Here is a 16,080-nt window from a genome sequence, read left to right on the forward strand (position 1 = left end):
CCTCACGTGACCCGCCCTGGGGGGCGCACAACATGGAACAGCACAGCGGCCGGCCGGGCGAGGAGCGGATAGCCCCGGAGGCCGCCGGAGAACCGGTGGAGCCCTTCGGCCTGCCCGTGTTTCCCGGAACCGCCGAGCCGGGCCGCCGCCCGGCGGCCGAACCGGGCACCGGGCGCGTCGTCGACCTCCGGGCCGCCGGCCGCGGCGAGGGCCTGCTGCCCGCGCTGCCCGGCCAGGGCGACGACCCCGGCGAGGCGTTCGGCGCGCGGCCGGCCGTACGGGACGCGGGCGCCGGCGGTGTCCTCGACACCTACCGCGCCCCCGGCGCGCTCGACGTCACCACCGCCGGCGGCCCGTCCGGCGCGCCCGCGGACACCGGCGCGTTCGGCGCCGCGCTGCCGGCGGCCCCCGAGCGGCCGGCGCTGCCGCAGCGCCAGCCCGCGGCCGACCGCTCCGGGCTGCCCCAGTTGCCCGTGCGCCCGGCGCCCGAGGCGCAGAGCGGCACCCCCTTCGACGCGTTCGGCGCCTCGGGCGGCTCCAGCAGCCCCTCCGCGCCCGCCGGTGGCGGCTCCGACCGCACCACCCCCGGCCTCGGCAGCTTCGGCTCGCTCGGCGGCAACGGCAGCTTCGACGGCTTCGCGGCCGGCTCGCCCGCCCCGCGCTCGGACCTGCGGCCGCTGTCCGACCGCGCGCCCGGTGCCGAGCCGGGCGCCGGCGACACCGCCGCCGGGCCGGACGCGCCGGGGCACGGCGACGTGGCGCTGTTCGACAGCGCCCTGCCCGCGCCGCGCACCCCGCGGCCGCCCCGCGATCCGCTGCTCGCGGGGGACACGCCCAGCGGCGGCTCCGCCCGCGTCAGCCGGGTCGCCACCACCGAGTTCCTGCTGACCGTCAACCCCATCGACGGCACCGAGGTCGTGCCCAGCCCGCCGCAGGAGCGGCGGACGCCGGCCCGGCGCACCCCGCAGGAGCGCGCGGCACGGATGGACGGCGCCCGCCCCACGCCGCCGCCCGGCCCGCCCACCCCCGAACTCCCGCTGCTGGAACGGGACGAGGAGCGCGAGCGGCTGATCCGGCTGCTGGCCCGCGGACGTTCCGTCCGGGTCACCGGCGCGTCCGGCTCCGGCCGCAGCTCCCTGCTGGACTCCGTGGCCAACGCCTGCGGCGACCTCGCGCCCGACGGCGTGCTCCGGCTGTCCGGCTACCGCCGTAGCACCGCGGACGTGCTGCAGGACCTCCACACCCTCGTCCACACGGGCGAGGGCTACCGGCCCGATCGCGCCGAACTGCTCACGCTGCTCGCGGGCGTCGGCGCCGTCGTCGTCCTGGACGACCTGGAGCTGGGCGGCAGCGCGCTGGAGGAACTGCTCGCCGCCGCCCCCGAGTGCGCGTTCCTGATGTCCGCCACCCCGGACGTGCCCGCGCCCGCCGCCGACTCGATGGTCGAGGAGGTGTTCCTGTCCGGGCTGAGCCGTTCCGCGTGCATCGACCTGCTGCAGCTGTCGGCCGGTCGGCGCCTGGCCGAGGACGAGACCGCCTGGGCCGCCGACCTGTGGTTCGAGTCCGAGGGACTTCCACTGCGGTTCGTCCAGGCCGGCGCGCTGCTGCGGCAGCGCGACGCCCTGCGGATGCCCGTGGAGCCTCCGGACTGGGACGACTCCGTGTGGGACAACGGCGCTCCCGGCGCGGCCGCGCCGCTCGGCCTGCAACTCCCCGACCTGTCCGGCTTCGACGGTCCGGCCGCGGGCCCGCAGGACGCGGCGGCCGCGCACCGCACGGCCGGGTCGCCCGCGGGCGCGCCGCCCGCGGCCGCGCTCCCGGCCGCCGAGGTGCCGCTGCCCTCCCTCGCGGAGAGCGCGGCCCCCGCGGACCTGCTCGCCTCCCGCCTCAGCGAAGCCGCGCGCGAGGCCCTGGCGTTCGCCGTCGCCCTCGACGGCGAGTGCCCGCACCCCTCGCACCTGCCCGCGCTCGTCGGCGACACCCACGGCGACGCGGCGCTCGGCGAACTCACCTCCGTCGGCCTGGCCGTCCCCGTCGCGTCGCACTTCCGGCTCGCCGCCGGTGTCGTCCAGCAGCTGGCCGCGAACCTGCGCGCGGACGGCGAGCTCTCGGAGATCCAGGCCCACACCGCGGCCGTCCACTACACCTGGTGGACCGGTCACCCCTCCGTCACGCCCGAGCGGGCCGCAGGCGAGTCCGAGGCGATCCTGAGCGCGATGGCCGCGTGCCGCGACGGCGGCAACGCCAGCGCCGCGGTGCTGCTCGCGCGCACCGTCGCGCCGGTGTTCGCCGCGGCCCTGCACTGGGGCGCGTGGGAGCGGGCGCTGCGGATCGGCCAGGAGGCCGCACGGCTGACCGGCGAGGTCGCCGAAGAGGCGTACTTCCACCACGAGTTGGGCGTCCTCGCGCTGTGCACCGGCCACCTGGACCGGGCACGCGCGGAACTCGAGGCGTCCATCGCACTGCGCGGCGCGCTCGCCGACCGCAAGGGCACGGTGGTCGGGCGGCGCACCCTCGCGCTCGTCCTGGACCGCGAAGGGGCCACGGGCGGCGTGCCGTTCGACCTCGAGATCGACGGGTTCGGCAGCGCCGGCGCCGCGGTGACGATGCCGTTGCCGCCGGCCGCGGAGCCGGCGGCGGTCCTCATCAGTGCGCCGAAGACGCCGGGCGGCGCGACGGCCCACCGCGGGGTCGCGGCCAGGCGGCTGCCGCTGGTGGGCACCCGGCGCAACCTCATCGTCGCGGGCTCCGGCGCCCTGCTGGTCGCCGCGCTCGGCACGGTCGTGGCGATCGGGACGTCCGGGGGCAAGGGCGGCGACACCCCCAACCAGGTCCAGCCCATCGAGTCCGTCCAGCAGGACGCGCCCACCGACACGACGGCCCCCCCGGAGGACGGCACCACCGCGCCCGCGGCGCCCGCCGTCTCGTCCACGAGTCCGTCGTCCAGCCCCTCGACTGCCCCGACCACCCCCGCAGGCGGGCAGCCCCCCACGACCCCCACCGGCGGCATCACCTCGCCCCCGGCCCCCCCGACGTCGCCTGCGGCGGGCGGCGGGGGTCCCACCCCGACGCACACGTCGAGCCACCCGACGACGCCGCCGACCAGTACGCATACGACGACGTCCACGCCGACGCAGACGCCATCCACGCCGACACAGACCCCTTCGACTCCCACGGATCCGCCGTCGGTCGGGACGGCCCCCCAGTCCTCCTCCACGGGTCCCACGCCCTGACGCGTACGGCGTCATAGCTGCCCCGCGGGGCCTGTCGCCGCCGTGCGGTCGGTGGGGAACCCCGCGCCCCTGCCGGGGCCCGCTGTGCCGCGGAGGGAGGGCACCTTCAGGGGCGCGGGGTCCCCCAGACTCCGTCCGGGAGGTGCCCCCAACGCGACCAGCCAGAACGGGCGGGAGGTCGGCAGTGGGCCTGCGGGGGCACCCCGGGTGCCGCCGACCCACGGGCCGGAGGCCAGCCGCGGGCCTGCGGGCGCGCACGCCGGGTGCCGTCCACTGCCGGGCCGGAGGCCGGACTCGGGAAGGCCCGAGGGAACCTCAGAAGAGGCGAAGCTTGTCGTCCTCGATGCCGCGCAACGCGTCATAGTCGAGGGTGACGCACCCGATGCCGCGGTCGGTGGCCAGCACCCGCGCCTGCGGCTTGATCTCCTGCGCGGCGAACACGCCCTTGACCGGCGCGAGATGGGGATCGCGGTTGAGGAGTTCGAGGTAGCGGGTGAGCTGCTCGACGCCGTCGATCTCACCGCGCCGCTTGATCTCGATCGCCACCGTCCCGCCGTCGGCGTCCCGGCACAGGATGTCGACCGGCCCGATGGCCGTGGGGTACTCGCGGCGGATGAGGGTCCAGCCCTCGCCCAGCACCTCCATGCGGTCCGCGAGGAGCTCCTGGAGGTGCGCCTCCACCCCGTCCTTGATCAGCCCGGGGTCCACGCCCAGCTCGTGCGAGGAGTCGTGCAGTATCTCCTCGATCGAGATGATCAGCTGCTCGCCGGCCTTGTTGGTGACCGTCCAGACGCCGTCCTCGCCCTCCTTCATGGAGCAGGGCGGCGACATCCAGTTGAGCGGCTTGTACGCGCGGTCGTCCGCGTGGACGGACAGGCTGCCGTCGGACTTGATCAGCAGCAGCCGGGTCGCCGAGGGAAGGTGTGCGGAGAGCCGGCCCGCGTAGTCGACGGAGCAGCGGGCGATCACGAGACGCATGGTGCGCAACGCTAGCAGCATCGTGAGGCCGCCCGGACCTTGGGGCGAAAGCCCGGCCAAGTCCGGCCAACCCCGCGATACCGAGGAAAATTGGCTGGTTGTGGGCGTCGCCGCCTAGTGCTGCCGCGCGCCGGGCGCCTACGGTTGAAGCCCGGATCCGGCGTGCGTCCCCACGGCCGCCCCGTCCGGGGTCATCCGTCGGTTCGACCCCGTCGCGGTGCGGGGTCACGAGAGGAGTACCCATGTCGCTCGACGTCTCACCGGCCCTTCTCGAGCAGGCCGAGCGAGGCGAGGTCGACGAGCAGGAATTCGTCGACTGCGTCCGGACGTCCCTCCCGTACGCCTGGGAGATGATCAGCTCACTGGTGGCGCAACTCAAGGTTGACGGGGGGGATTTCGCCGACAACCAGGTGCCGCCGCCGAGCGAGAAGGAGCGTGGGCAGTTGCTCCGCGCACTTGCCAGCGACGCGATACGAGGTGCCCTGCAGCGGCACTTCGGGGTGCGGCTCGCGTTCCAGAACTGCCATCGCGTGGCGGTCTTCCCGCTGGACCCCTCGGCCGAGGCGAGCCTCGGCCGCTTCACCTCCATCCGCTCCCAGATCCTCAACCAGTCGCCCGAGTTCCGGGACTGCTGACCGCCCCGGGGGCCGCCCGCGGCCCGCGACCGGCCCGGCGATCTCCCGAACCGCCTTGGTACACCTGCTTTTTCAGGCCAGTTCCGGGAGCACGTCAGCGCCCAGCCGCGCGACGTTCTGCAGGGTGGCGTCCAGGTCGCCCGAGCCCTCGGCGAGCAGGGCGAAGCGGGTGATGCCGGTGGCCTCGGCGGTCGCCGCGAGCCGGTCGGCGCACAGCCGGGGCGTGCCCACCGGGTGCAGTCCGCAGAGCAGTTCGGTGTAGGCGTGCGGGTCGCGCATCGCGCGCGGGCTGCCGTCGTGGGTGCGGTGTGCCGCGAGACCCTGCTGGAGCCAGCCCGGCATGGCCTTCAGCAGGGTCTCCACGGCGTCCTGGTGGGTGTCGGCGACCTGGACCACCCCGGCCGACACGTGGCCCGCCGCGGCCGCCGCCACGGCCTCGGGGGAGTGGCCCGCGGCCAGCGCGGTCCGCCGCCACAGGGCGGCCATCCCCGCCTTGTCCTCGTCGCCGCAGTGCATGCCCAGCATCATCGGCAGGGCCCGTTCCGCGGCCAGTCTGACCGTGCCGGGCGAGGTGCAGGCGACCACCACCGGCGGCCCGCCGCCGTCGAGCTCGTCGGGCCGCGGCACCACCGGCACCTCGGGGAACGCGAACCGCGGGCCGTCCGCGCCCACCGCGGGTTCGCGCAGCCAGCGCATCAGCAGGTCGAGGGACTCGGGGAAGCCGCTCTCGAAGGCACCGATCCCGGCGCCGAAGACGGTCAGGTCCACCCAGGGCCCGCCGCGTCCCACGCCGAGCGTGAAGCGGCCGCCGGACGCCAGGTGCAGCAGCGCGGCCTGCTCGCCGAGTGCCACCGGGTGCGCGGTCGGCAGCACGCTCACCGCGGTGCCCACCCCGATCCTGGACGTGCGTCCGAGCAGCACCCCCGCGAGGGTGACGGCCGACGGGCAGACCCCGTACGGCACGAAGTGGTGCTCGGCCAGCCACACCGCGTCGAGCCCCGCGGTCTCCGCGGCGTCGGCGGTGGATATCGCCCGGTGCAGCGCCTCACCCTGGCCCTGTCCGGGGAACTGGGCGGCGAGGACGAAGGTTCCCACGCGCATCGCTCACTCCCTCCTGCGGGGTCTAACGGTTGGCACGTGCCGTAGGCACGGCTTGCGCAGACGTTTTCATGATTTTCGGCAGCTGTCCCGAAGACCGCGGGAGTGCCTGCACGCCCCCTCCGGGCGCGTACGCTGGAGTGCTGCCCCTACCGCAGAGCCCGTGAGGTGATCGTGTCGCCGCGACGCAACCAACCGCACAAGCCGGCGCACGGCCGGGACGACGACGAGCGCGAGCCCGGCGGCGGCTTCCAGGACACCGAGTCCTGGCAGGGCGAGGAGTGGATCGTGCGGCAGGTCGCCGGCGGCCCCAAGCACTACCGCTGCCCGGGGTGCGACCAGGAGATCCCGCCCGGCACCGGGCACGTCGTGGCGTGGCGCGAGTACGGGGGAGTGGACGACCGGCGGCACTGGCACCGCGCCTGCTGGAACGCCAGGGACCGCCGCACCAGCAGGGTGCAGCGGTCCCGGAACGCTCCGCGCCACTGAGGCACGGCAGGTCGGCGGCCCGTCAGGCGGTCAGGCGTCGCGGTTCTTCAGCACGAGGAACCCGCCGGCGAGCGCGGCGGCCACCCACACGGCCATGATCAGGATGCCGCCCCACGGCCCGTACGGGGTGTGGTTGTCGGAGGTCTGCACGACCTGCATGATCTTCTGGCCGGCCTGGTCGGGGAAGTACTTCGCGACGTTCTTCACCTTCGGCACCGCCCGCAGGATCGGCGACACCAGGAAGAAGAACGGCATCAGGATGCCCAGGCCCAGCATCGGGCTGCGCAGCATCGCCGCGGCGCCCACGCAGAACAGCACCAGCAGCGTCATGTACAGCCCGGCGCCGAACACCGCGCGGAAGACGTGCGGGTCGCCGATGTGCGCCTTGTGCGAGCCGAGCAGGGCCTGCCCGAGGAAGAACGTGATGAAGCTCGTCGCCATGCCGACGACCAGCGCCAGCAGCCCGGCCACGGCGACCTTCGCGGCGTAGAACGAGCCGCGCTGCGGCACCGCGGCCAGCGACGTGCGGATCATGCCGGTGCTGTACTCGGTGGCGATCACCAGCACGCCGAACACGATCAGCGCCAGCTGGCCGAGGGAGGTGCCGAAGAAACTCGTGTTGGTCGGGTCGAACGTCGCCTTGTCGCTGTCCGACATCGAGCTCCACTGGTTGTTGAACACCAGGCAGATGACCGCGCCGAGGCCGACGGTCACGACGAAGGCCAGCACGAGCGTCCACACCGTGGAGCGCACCGACCGGATCTTCGTCCACTCCGACTGCAGGACGGCAGAGGGGCTCGCCATGTCAGCGCCCCTTCCCGGAGCCGGGGTTGCGCCACTGGGCGCCCCACTCCTGTGCCGGGGGCTGCTGCCCGGGAGCCTGGCCCGCGGGCACGCCCTGCGCGATCACGTCCGGACCGCCGGCGCCACCCTGACCGGGCGGCAGCGACCCGCCCGCGTGGTACTCCACCGACTCCGCGGTCAGCTGCATGAACGCTTCCTCCAACGATGCCCGCTGCGGGCTCAGTTCGTGCAGCACCACCTGGTGCTGCGCGGCCAGCGTGCCGAGGTCGGCCGCGTCCGCGTCCTGGATCTCGAACGCGCCGTCCGAGGTGGTCACCACCGTGTGCCCGGCCGCCGCCAGCACGTCCTTGAGCCGCTCCGGCTGCGGGCTGCGCATGCGCACGAAGGACCGGGAGTTCTTCTCGATGAAGTCGGCCATCGAGGTGTCGGCGAGCAGCCGGCCGCGGCCGATGACGATCAGGTGCTCGGCGGTCAGCGCCATCTCGCTCATCAGGTGGCTGGAGACGAAGACCGTGCGGCCCTGCGCCGCCAGGCCCTTCATCAGGTTCCTGATCCAGTGGATGCCCTCGGGGTCGAGGCCGTTGACCGGCTCGTCGAACATGAGGATCTCCGGATCGCCGAGCAGCGCCGCCGCGATGCCCAGACGCTGGCCCATGCCCAGCGAGAAGCCCTTGGAGCGCTTCCTGGCCACCGCGGTCAGACCCACCGTCTCCAGCACCTCGTCCACCCGGTGCCGGGGGATGCGGTTGGACTGCGCCAGGCACAGCAGGTGGTTGTAGGCGGTGCGGCCGCCGTGCACGTCCTTGGCGTCCAGCAGCGCCCCGATGTACTTCAGGGGCTCGCTGAGCTGGGAGTAGTGCCTGCCGTCGATCCGCACGTCGCCGCTGGTCGGCGCGTCCAGGCCGAGCAGCATACGCATAGTGGTCGACTTGCCCGCGCCGTTCGGCCCGAGGAAGCCCGTCACCACGCCGGGGCGCACGGTGAAGGTCAGATGGTCGACAGCGGTCTTGTCCCCGTACCGCTTGGTGAGCCCCTGCAACTCAATCATGGGGGCGAGGCTAGCAAGCACGGCGGAACCCCCGCCCGAGGAGGGACGGGGGTTCCGGGGAAATGCCTGTGAAGATCTGCCGCCGAGGTCAGCGGGACTGCTGCGCCGGGACGCCCCGCGACAGCGGCTCGTCGTCGGCGGGGGCGCCGGCCGCGGCGACCGCCGCACCGGTCAGCGTGGCCAGCATCTCGCGGACGTTGGTCAGCTGGGCGTTGATGCTGTCGCGGCGGTTGGTGAGCGCCGCCAGCTCGCGCTCGGATTCGCTGCGGATCCGGTCGGCCTTCGCGTTCGCGTCCGCGACGATGTCCTCGGACTGGCGCTGCGCGGTCTCCACCGTCTGGCGGGCGCGGCGCTCCGCGTCGGTGCGCAGCTTCTCCGCCTCCAGGCGCAGCTGCTCGGCGCGGTGCTCGATCTCCGCCAGGCGCTTCTCCGCCTTCGCCTGACGGGACGCCAGGTCGCGCTCGGACTGCTCGCGGCGCTTGGCCAGGTTGGTCTCGAAGTCCGCGGCGGCCTGGGCGGCCTTGGCGCGGGTCTCCTCGAACAGCGCGTCGGCCTCCTCGCGCTTGGCCGCGGCGTCCTTCTGCGCGTCCGAACGCAGCTGCGTGGCGTCGCCCTTCGCCTTCTCGACGATCCGCGCGCCCTCGTCCTCGGCCTTGGCCCTGCGGTCGGAGGAGTAGGCCTCGGCGTCGCTGCGCACCTGCGCGGCGGCCGACTCGGCCAGCTCGCGGTGCTGTTCGGCGGCCCGGCGGGCCTCCTCGCGCAGATCCTTCGCCTCCTCCTCGGCGAGGCGGAGGATCTTCTCGACCCGGGCCCCGAGACCCGCGTACGACGGCTCCGAGTCGTTCACCTGAGCCTGGGCGTTCTGGGTTTCGAGGTGGAGCTCCTCGATGCGCTTCTCCAGTGCGGTGATCCGGGTCAACGCGCTGTCACGGTCGGCGACGAGCTTGGTGATGCGGTCGTCCACCTGTCCGCGGTCGTATCCGCGCCGCACGAGCTCGAAGCCGAAGGGGGAGGAAGTGTCGCTCATGGGGTTCCTGTCGATTCAGACCGGTGAGGTGATAGGGGAAATCCTAGGGGCCTTTGCGGCGTGTCACCGAGCCATTGCGGTTTCGGTGTGGAGAATGACCGCTCAATCGAGTGGTGCATCGTCGATGCGCTTGCCACCCGTCCGAGCGTTGCCGGCACCCGCGCCGGCAGCGACAGTACTCTTCGATCCGCCGCCGCCGTGAGGTGCCTCAAAGGATTCCAACGCCTCCAGCACATCCTGCACACGCGAGATCTCCGCGTTGATGTCCTCCCTGCGGCGCGTGAGCGTCTCCAGTTCGCGCTTCCCGGCGGTCACGATGCGCTCGGCCTCCGCCGTGGCCTCCGCCTTGACCCGCTCCGCGTCACGGTCGGCCGCGATCTTCTTCTGCTCGGCCTCCTTGAGCAGGCCCTCGGCCTTCTTCACCGCGGCGATCCTGACCTTGCTGGCCTCCGAGGTGGCCGTGGACTTGACCTCCGCGGCCTTGGCCTCCGCCTCGGCGAGCTGCTCGGTGGCCGCGGCCACCAGCTTGTCCACCCGCTCACCGACGGACTTCATCGCCTCGGAGGCCTCCTTGCGGGCCCGCTCGTGCAGCTCCTCGACCTCCGACTCGACCCGGCGGCGCAGCTCGTCGCTGCGCTCGCGGATCGCCGTGGCGTCGGCCCGGGCCTCGCCGAGCATCGTGTCGGCGTCGTTGCGGGACCGCTCGACGTACGTGTTGCCCTCCGCGGTGGTCTCGGCGACGATCCGCTCGGCCTCCGCGCGGGCCGCGCCCACCATGGCGTCAGCCTGCTCCTCGGCGGCGGCACCGGTCCTCACCGCCTCCGCCTGGGCCTTGCCGATCAGCTCGTCGGCCTGCTCCGCGGCCTCGCTGCGGCGCTTGTTGGCCGCCTCACGGGCCTCGTCGAGGATGCGCTGCGAGGCGGTGCGGGTCTCCTCGGCGTCGTGCTCCGCGGAGTCCAGCGCCTGCTTGGCCATCGCGCCGAGCCGCTCCGCCTCCTCGCGGGCCTTGGACACCAACTGGTCGGCCTGGGACGCCGCGTCGGCCCGCATCCGGTTGGCGTCCTCGCGGGCCTCCGCGCGCAGCCGGTCGGACTCCTCGATCGCCTCGGTGACCGTGCGGTCGGCCAGCCGGCGGGCCTCCTCGGCCTCCTCCTGGGCCTCCCGGCGCATCCGCGAGGCGTCCTCGGCGGCGCGCTCCCGCTCGGAGTTGGCGTCCGCGTGCAGCCGGTCGGCCTCGCCCTGGGCGTCGGCGCGCAGCTGCTGCGCGGCGTGCTCGGCGGCCGCCCGCAGTCCGGTGATCTCCTCCTCGGCCTCCTGGCGCAGGTTCGCGACGGAGTCCCGCACCTGCTGCGCGGTCGTCTCGGCGGCGCCCACCATGTCGGTGGCCCGCTGCTCGGCCTCCGCGGCCAGCCGGTCGGCCTCCGCGGCCGCGTCCTCCACCCGCTTGCGGGCGGCGGCCAGCAGCTCGTCGCTCTCGGTGCGGGCCTGCGCCCGCTCCTGCCCGGCCTCGGCCCGCGCCGACTCCAGCAGTTCCTCGGCTTCGCGCCGGCGCCGGGACGCCTCCTCCTGCGCGGCGCCCAGGGCCTCCGCGGCCTCCACGCCGGTGCGCTCGGCCGCGGCCGCCGCCTCGGCCCGCAGCCGGTCCGCGGTCTCCTGGGCCTCCGCCCGGCGCTGCTCGGCCTCCGTGGCCGCGTCGGCCTGCAGCCGGACGGCCACCGCCTCGCCCTCGGCGCGGGACTGCGCGGCGTCGGCCGCGGCCTCGTCGCGCAGCCGCTGCGCCTCGGTCGCGGCCTGCTCCTGCAGGGCGCGGACCCGCTCGGCGGTCTCCTGGCGCAGCCGCTCGGCCTCCTCCGCGGCCTCGCCGCGGATCCGGTCCGACTCGCCGTTCGCCTCGCGCAGCGTCTCCTCGGCGGTGCTGACCCGGGTCTCGGCCTCCTCGCGCAGCCGCGCCAGGTCGGTCCCGGCCTCGTCGCGCATCCGCGCCACGATCGTCTCGCCCTCGGCGCGCTGCTCGGCGGCGGCCCGCTCGGCCTCCTCGCGCACCGCCGCGGCCTGGCGCTCGGCCTCGGCCCGCAGCTCGTCGGCCTCGGCGCGGGCGCCGCGCAGCGCCTCCTCCGCCTTGACCTGGAGCGCCGACGCCCGGTCCACGGACTCGGTGCGCATCCGGTCGGACTCGGTCGCCGCGTTCTGCCGCACCTCGTCGCCGTCGGCCGTGGCCTTCGCCAGCAGCTCCTCGGCCCGGCTCGCGGCCTCCTCGATCTGCTGGACGGCCTCGCGGCGCGCCTCGCCGCGGATCCGCTCGCCCTCGGCGACCGCGTCGGCCCGCAGCTGCTCGGCCTCGCCGCGCAGCCGCCGGGCCTCCTCCTGCAACTCGACGGTCCTGGCCCGGTACTCCTTGGTGTCGTCCTGGGCCGCGCCGCGCAGCTCCTGCGCCGACTCCTCGGCCTGGGCGCGCAGCCGGTCGGCCTCCGCGTCGGCCTCGCGGCGGATCCGCTCGGCCTCCTCGGTGGCGGCCTTGGTCGCCGACCGGGCGTCCTGGGACGCCTTGGTGAGGATCTCCTCGGCCGACCGGGCGGCCTGCGCGAGCTGCGCCGCCGCGTCCTCGGTGGCCCTGGCCTTCGCGGTCTCCGCCGCCTCGGTCCGGATCCGGTCGGCCTCGCCGCGGGCGTCGGCGAGCGCCTGCTCGGCCTCGGCCTTCGTCGCGTCGGCCTCCTTGGTGGCCTCGCCGACCATGCGCGCGATCTCGGCGCGGGCCGTGCGGGTGCGCTGCTCGGCCTCCGTCTCGGTGGCCGCCAGGCGCTTGGCGGCACCGGCCGTGGACTCCTCGCGCAGCCGGTCGGCCTCGGCCCGCGCGCTGCGCAGCGACTCGTCGGCCTCGCGCAGCCGCTCCTCGGCCACCCGGGACAGCTCGGCGGCCCGGGACCTGGCCTCGTCGGACTCGCTGCGGCTCGACGTGCGCAGCTGCTCGGCCTCGCTGGTGGCCTCGGTGGCCTGTGCGGAGGCGGCGGTCAGCAGCCGCTCGGCGTCGGTCCTGGCACGGCGCAGCAGCTGCTCTGCCTCGGCGCGGGCGGCCTGCGCCTCCGCGGTCAGCCGCTGGTTGGTCTGCTCGGCGGCACGGGTGGCCTCGGACTGCGCGGCGGCGATCGCCCGCTCGGACTCGACCCGCGTCTCGTCCAGCAGCCGGCGGGCCTGCGACTCGCTGCGCGCCCGCAGCTGCTCCGCCCACGCGACGTTCTCGTTGACGTGGCTCTCGACGGTGCTGCGCCGCTCGGCGAGCTCGTCGTCCAGCTGGCGGCGGCGGGCGATCGCCTCGGCGTGCCACTCCGCCTCGAACCGGGACCGGTGCTCGGCCTGCTCCTGCAGCAGCCGCTGGGTCTGCGCCCGGGCCTCGCGCAGCTCGCGCTCGGCGTCGGTGCGCAGCTGGTCGGCCTGCATCTGGGCGTTGCGGAGCAGCTGGTCGGCCTGGTGGCCGATGTTGTCGTAGGCGGGGCGGGACGCGAGGGCACGCCGCGCCTCGTGCAGCTTGGCGCGCAGTACCTCGACCTGGTACCCGAGGTCGTCGGCATGGTCGACCGCCTTGCCCCGCTCGGTACGCAGCCGTTCCATCTCGGCCTCGAGCAGGGAGAGGTGGTCGTCAGCCCGGTAGCTGTCGTTGCCCCGCACTCCGCGGTCCCATCGGTCTCCTGGCGTCCTCACCCGCCCACCGGGTGAGATTCTCCGTCACTCCGTCGGTGGACGGAGTGGTACGAGGAATGGTGTCAGATCAACATCGGGGAACGGGAGACCGCAGTCGGCAGCCCGCTCCTCGGACCCGGCCACTCTACCGGCCGTAGCGGGCGTTGGGTCAGTGGTCCTCGGAGGCCGAGGCGGAGGTCACGATCTCGGTGAGCACCCCGTGGCAGTCCTTGGGGTGCAGGAACGTGATCCGGGAGCCCATGGTGCCGATCCGCGGCGCGTCGTACAGGACACGCACGCCCTTGTCCCGGATCGCCTCCGAGTCGCCGTCCACGTCCTCGGAGCCGAAGGCGATGTGGTGGACGCCCTCGCCGTTCTTGGCCAGCCACTTGCCGACGGCCGAGTCCTCCCGGGTCGCCTCCAGGAGCTGGAGGTAGGAGGAGCCGCCGTCGGAGGTCCCGCTGATCCTCAGCATCGCCTCGCGGACACCCTGTTCCTCGTTGACCTCGGTGTGGGTCACCTCGAAGCCGTACGTGGCACGGTAGAACTCGACGGTCGCGTCGAGGTCGAAGCAGGCGATCCCGATGTGGTCGATGCGCGTCAGCATGCACACAGTGCACCGCATCACCATGTGGTCACGCAACGTGCGCGCCATCACACGCTATGGCCGGTGACCGATGCCTCTACTCCTCAGTACATTGACGATAACCCTCGTTAACATCCTCTCTTCGCATGAAGGGGCCGCACCATGAGCAGCCAGGCAGCACGCACGTCCGTGATCGTCGCAGGTGCCCGCACGCCGATGGGCCGCCTGCTCGGCGGTCTGCGCGGCTTCACCGGGGTGGACCTCGGTGGCATCGCGATCAAGGCCGCCCTCGAACGGGCCGGGATCTCCGGCGACCAGGTGCAGTACGTGATCATGGGCCAGGTGCTGCAGGCGGGCGCCGGCCAGATCCCCGCCCGCCAGGCGGCGGTCAAGGCCGGCATCCCCATGAGCGTCCCCGCGCTCACCGTCAACAAGGTCTGCCTGTCGGGCCTGGACGCCATCGCGCTCGCCGACCAGCTCATCCGGGCGGGCGAGTTCGACATCGTGGTGGCCGGCGGCCAGGAGTCCATGACCAACGCCCCGCACCTGCTGCCCAAGGCCCGCGAGGGCCACAAGTACGGGGCGATCGAGATGCTCGACGCGATGGCGTACGACGGCCTCACCGACGCGTTCGAGGGCATCGCGATGGGCGAGTCCACCGAGAAGCACAACGGCCGGCTGGGCATCGAGCGGGCCCCGCAGGACGAGTTCGGCGCGCTGTCCCACCAGCGGGCCGCCGCCGCCCAGAAGAACGGCCTCTTCGAGGCCGAGATCGTGCCGGTCGAGGTCCCGCAGCGCAAGGGCGACCCGGTGCTGGTCAGCCAGGACGAGGGCATCCGCCCGGAGACCACCGCCGAGGGCCTGTCGAAGCTGCGCCCCGCGTTCCCCGACGCCTCGGGTGCCGGCACCATCACGGCCGGCACGTCCTCGCCGATCTCCGACGGCGCCGCCGCCGTCGTGGTGATGAGCAAGGCCAAGGCCGAGGAGCTGGGCCTGGAGTGGCTCGCCGAGATCGGCGCCCACGGCAACGTGGCCGGCCCCGACAACTCGCTGCAGTCCCAGCCGTCCCACGCCATCCGGCACGCCCTGGGCAAGGCCGGGCTCGGCGTCGACGACCTCGACCTGATCGAGATCAACGAGGCGTTCGCCGCGGTCGCCGTCCAGTCCATGAAGGACCTGGGCGTCACCACCGACAAGGTGAACGTCAACGGCGGTGCCATCGCCCTCGGCCACCCGATCGGCATGTCGGGAGCCCGTATCGTGCTGCACCTGGCACTGGAGCTCAAGCGCCGCGGCGGCGGCACCGGCGCGGCCGCGCTCTGCGGCGGCGGCGGCCAGGGCGACGCCCTGATCATCCACGTGCCGGGCAACTGAGACACGGGAACGCGACGGGACGCGACGGCGGGCGCGGGGGACCCCGGGCCCCCGGGAACTCCAGGAACCCCAGGCACCCCAGGCACCCCAGGAACGGAGAAGCGGTTCGATGGTGGACGTTGACCAGCTGGTGCGGGACGCCCGGGACGGGCGGCCGCGCGCGGTGGCCCGGCTGATCTCGCTGGTGGAGGGGGCGTCCCCGCAACTGCGCGAGGTGATGGCGGCGCTCGCGCCGCTGACCGGCGGCGCCTACGTCGTCGGCCTGACCGGCTCGCCCGGCGTCGGCAAGTCCACGTCCACCTCGGCCCTCGTCACCGCCTACCGCAAGGCGGGCCGCAGGGTCGGGGTGCTCGCCGTCGACCCGTCCTCGCCGTTCTCCGGCGGAGCCCTGCTCGGCGACCGCGTCCGGATGTCCGAGCACGCCTCGGACCCCGGCGTCTACATCCGCTCGATGGCCACCCGCGGCCACCTCGGCGGCCTCGCCTGGGCCGCCCCGCAGGCGATCCGCGTGCTGGACGCCGCGGGCTGCGAGGTGATCCTCGTGGAGACGGTCGGTGTCGGGCAGTCCGAGGTGGAGATCGCGGCGCAGGCCGACACCTCCGTGGTGCTGCTGGCGCCCGGCATGGGCGACGGCATCCAGGCCGCGAAGGCCGGCATCCTGGAGATCGGCGACGTCTACGTGGTGAACAAGGCCGACCGCGACGGCGCGGACGCCACGGCCCGCGAGCTCAACCACATGCTGGGCCTGGGCGAGTCCCGTGCGCCCGGCGACTGGCGGCCGCCCATCGTCAAGACCGTGGCCGCGCGCGCCGAGGGCATCGACGAGGTCGTGGAGGCGCTGGAGAAGCACCGCGCGTGGATGGAGGCCGCCGGCGTGCTGGCGGAGCGCCGGGCCAGGCGCGCGGCCGGCGAGATCGAGACGATCGCGCTGACCGCCCTGCGGGCCCGGATCGGCGACGTGCACGGCGACCAGCACCTGGCCGGGCTCGCCGCCAAGGTCGTCGACGGCGCCCTCGACCCCTACGCGGCGGCCGACGAGCTGGTCGCGGAGCTGACCCGCGCCTGACGGGCGCGGGTGACGGCGTGCCGCCGCCCGTCCGGTGGGCGGGCGGCGCGCGTCGGCGGGACGGCCC

12 protein-coding genes are annotated in these 16,080 nt (G+C 74.4%); 5 read left to right on the plus strand and 7 right to left on the minus strand.

Features of this window, described 5'->3' with window-relative positions; translation table 11 throughout:
• Positions 1–32 precede the first annotated feature (32 nt).
• Positions 33–3,233 (plus strand): tetratricopeptide repeat protein, encoded by a 3,201-nt coding sequence (locus tag BMW99_RS41375; RefSeq protein WP_177226090.1) that lies wholly within the window; start codon positions 33–35, stop codon positions 3,231–3,233.
• 315 nt (positions 3,234–3,548) lie between these two features.
• Here BMW99_RS41375 and nucS read toward each other — a convergent pair whose 3' ends face one another.
• Entirely contained in the window at positions 3,549–4,211 is a 663-nt protein-coding gene (gene nucS / locus BMW99_RS20865; RefSeq protein WP_069466309.1) for an endonuclease NucS, read from the minus strand.
• Between the two features lie 242 nt (positions 4,212–4,453).
• Between nucS and BMW99_RS20870 the strand changes: the two genes are divergently transcribed.
• Entirely contained in the window at positions 4,454–4,846 is a 393-nt protein-coding gene (locus BMW99_RS20870) for an SCO5389 family protein (protein ID WP_069466307.1), read from the plus strand.
• Positions 4,847–4,918: 72 nt separating this feature from the next.
• On the opposite strand, the gene BMW99_RS20875 is transcribed toward BMW99_RS20870, so the two are convergent.
• Complete coding sequence (locus tag BMW99_RS20875; protein WP_069466306.1) at positions 4,919–5,947, minus strand: LLM class flavin-dependent oxidoreductase; 1,029 nt, start codon at positions 5,945–5,947, stop codon at positions 4,919–4,921.
• A gap of 171 nt (positions 5,948–6,118) precedes the next feature.
• Here BMW99_RS20875 and BMW99_RS20880 point away from each other — a divergent pair, with 171 nt between their 5' ends.
• Positions 6,119–6,433, plus strand: coding sequence for an ATP/GTP-binding protein (locus BMW99_RS20880; protein WP_069466308.1), 315 nt, complete (start codon positions 6,119–6,121; stop codon positions 6,431–6,433).
• 30 nt (positions 6,434–6,463) lie between these two features.
• On the opposite strand, the gene BMW99_RS20885 is transcribed toward BMW99_RS20880, so the two are convergent.
• The 5 genes from BMW99_RS20885 to mce all read right to left on the minus strand — a co-directional run bounded on the left by BMW99_RS20885 (position 6,464) and on the right by mce (position 13,594).
• Positions 6,464–7,237 carry an ABC transporter permease gene (locus BMW99_RS20885; RefSeq protein ID WP_069466305.1) on the minus strand — a complete coding sequence of 258 codons (774 nt, stop codon included), beginning with the start codon at positions 7,235–7,237 and terminating at the stop codon, positions 6,464–6,466.
• Between the two features lies 1 nt (position 7,238).
• A complete protein-coding gene (locus tag BMW99_RS20890) occupies positions 7,239–8,285 on the minus strand; it encodes an ABC transporter ATP-binding protein (RefSeq protein ID WP_069466304.1) in 1,047 nt (348 codons plus the stop codon).
• A gap of 88 nt (positions 8,286–8,373) precedes the next feature.
• Positions 8,374–9,312 carry a coiled-coil domain-containing protein gene (locus BMW99_RS20895; RefSeq protein WP_069466303.1) on the minus strand — a complete coding sequence of 313 codons (939 nt, stop codon included), beginning with the start codon at positions 9,310–9,312 and terminating at the stop codon, positions 8,374–8,376.
• 102 nt (positions 9,313–9,414) lie between these two features.
• Positions 9,415–12,975 carry a polarized growth protein Scy gene (scy, locus tag BMW99_RS20900; protein WP_075017309.1) on the minus strand — a complete coding sequence of 1,187 codons (3,561 nt, stop codon included), beginning with the start codon at positions 12,973–12,975 and terminating at the stop codon, positions 9,415–9,417.
• Positions 12,976–13,156: 181 nt separating this feature from the next.
• Positions 13,157–13,594 (minus strand): methylmalonyl-CoA epimerase, encoded by a 438-nt coding sequence (gene mce, locus BMW99_RS20905; RefSeq protein WP_069461946.1) that lies wholly within the window; start codon positions 13,592–13,594, stop codon positions 13,157–13,159.
• Between the two features lie 141 nt (positions 13,595–13,735).
• Here mce and BMW99_RS20910 point away from each other — a divergent pair, with 141 nt between their 5' ends.
• Both BMW99_RS20910 and meaB read left to right on the plus strand, forming a co-directional pair.
• A complete protein-coding gene (locus BMW99_RS20910) occupies positions 13,736–14,947 on the plus strand; it encodes an acetyl-CoA C-acetyltransferase (RefSeq protein WP_069461944.1) in 1,212 nt (403 codons plus the stop codon).
• Positions 14,948–15,056: 109 nt separating this feature from the next.
• On the plus strand, positions 15,057–16,013 hold the full coding sequence (meaB, locus tag BMW99_RS20915; RefSeq protein WP_069461943.1) for a methylmalonyl Co-A mutase-associated GTPase MeaB: 957 nt from the start codon (positions 15,057–15,059) through the stop codon (positions 16,011–16,013).
• The last annotated feature ends 67 nt before the right edge of the window (positions 16,014–16,080 follow it).

The organism is Actinacidiphila rubida (genome assembly GCF_900110255.1).
Taxonomy (GTDB): domain Bacteria; phylum Actinomycetota; class Actinomycetes; order Streptomycetales; family Streptomycetaceae; genus Actinacidiphila; species Actinacidiphila rubida.

Bases quoted from the DNA above. Each gene is read 5' to 3' on its own strand.
- BMW99_RS41375 (WP_177226090.1), top strand. From the start codon at position 33: ATGGAACAGCACAGCGGCCGGCCGGGCGAGGAGCGGATAGCCCCGGAG.
- nucS (WP_069466309.1), bottom strand. From the start codon at position 4,211: ATGCGTCTCGTGATCGCCCGCTGCTCCGTCGACTACGCGGGCCGGCTC.
- BMW99_RS20870 (WP_069466307.1), top strand. From the start codon at position 4,454: ATGTCGCTCGACGTCTCACCGGCCCTTCTCGAGCAGGCCGAGCGAGGC.
- BMW99_RS20875 (WP_069466306.1), bottom strand. From the start codon at position 5,947: ATGCGCGTGGGAACCTTCGTCCTCGCCGCCCAGTTCCCCGGACAGGGC.
- BMW99_RS20885 (WP_069466305.1), bottom strand. From the start codon at position 7,237: ATGGCGAGCCCCTCTGCCGTCCTGCAGTCGGAGTGGACGAAGATCCGG.
- BMW99_RS20890 (WP_069466304.1), bottom strand. From the start codon at position 8,285: ATGATTGAGTTGCAGGGGCTCACCAAGCGGTACGGGGACAAGACCGCT.
- BMW99_RS20895 (WP_069466303.1), bottom strand. From the start codon at position 9,312: ATGAGCGACACTTCCTCCCCCTTCGGCTTCGAGCTCGTGCGGCGCGGA.
- mce (WP_069461946.1), bottom strand. From the start codon at position 13,594: ATGCTGACGCGCATCGACCACATCGGGATCGCCTGCTTCGACCTCGAC.
- BMW99_RS20910 (WP_069461944.1), top strand. From the start codon at position 13,736: ATGAGCAGCCAGGCAGCACGCACGTCCGTGATCGTCGCAGGTGCCCGC.
- meaB (WP_069461943.1), top strand. From the start codon at position 15,057: ATGGTGGACGTTGACCAGCTGGTGCGGGACGCCCGGGACGGGCGGCCG.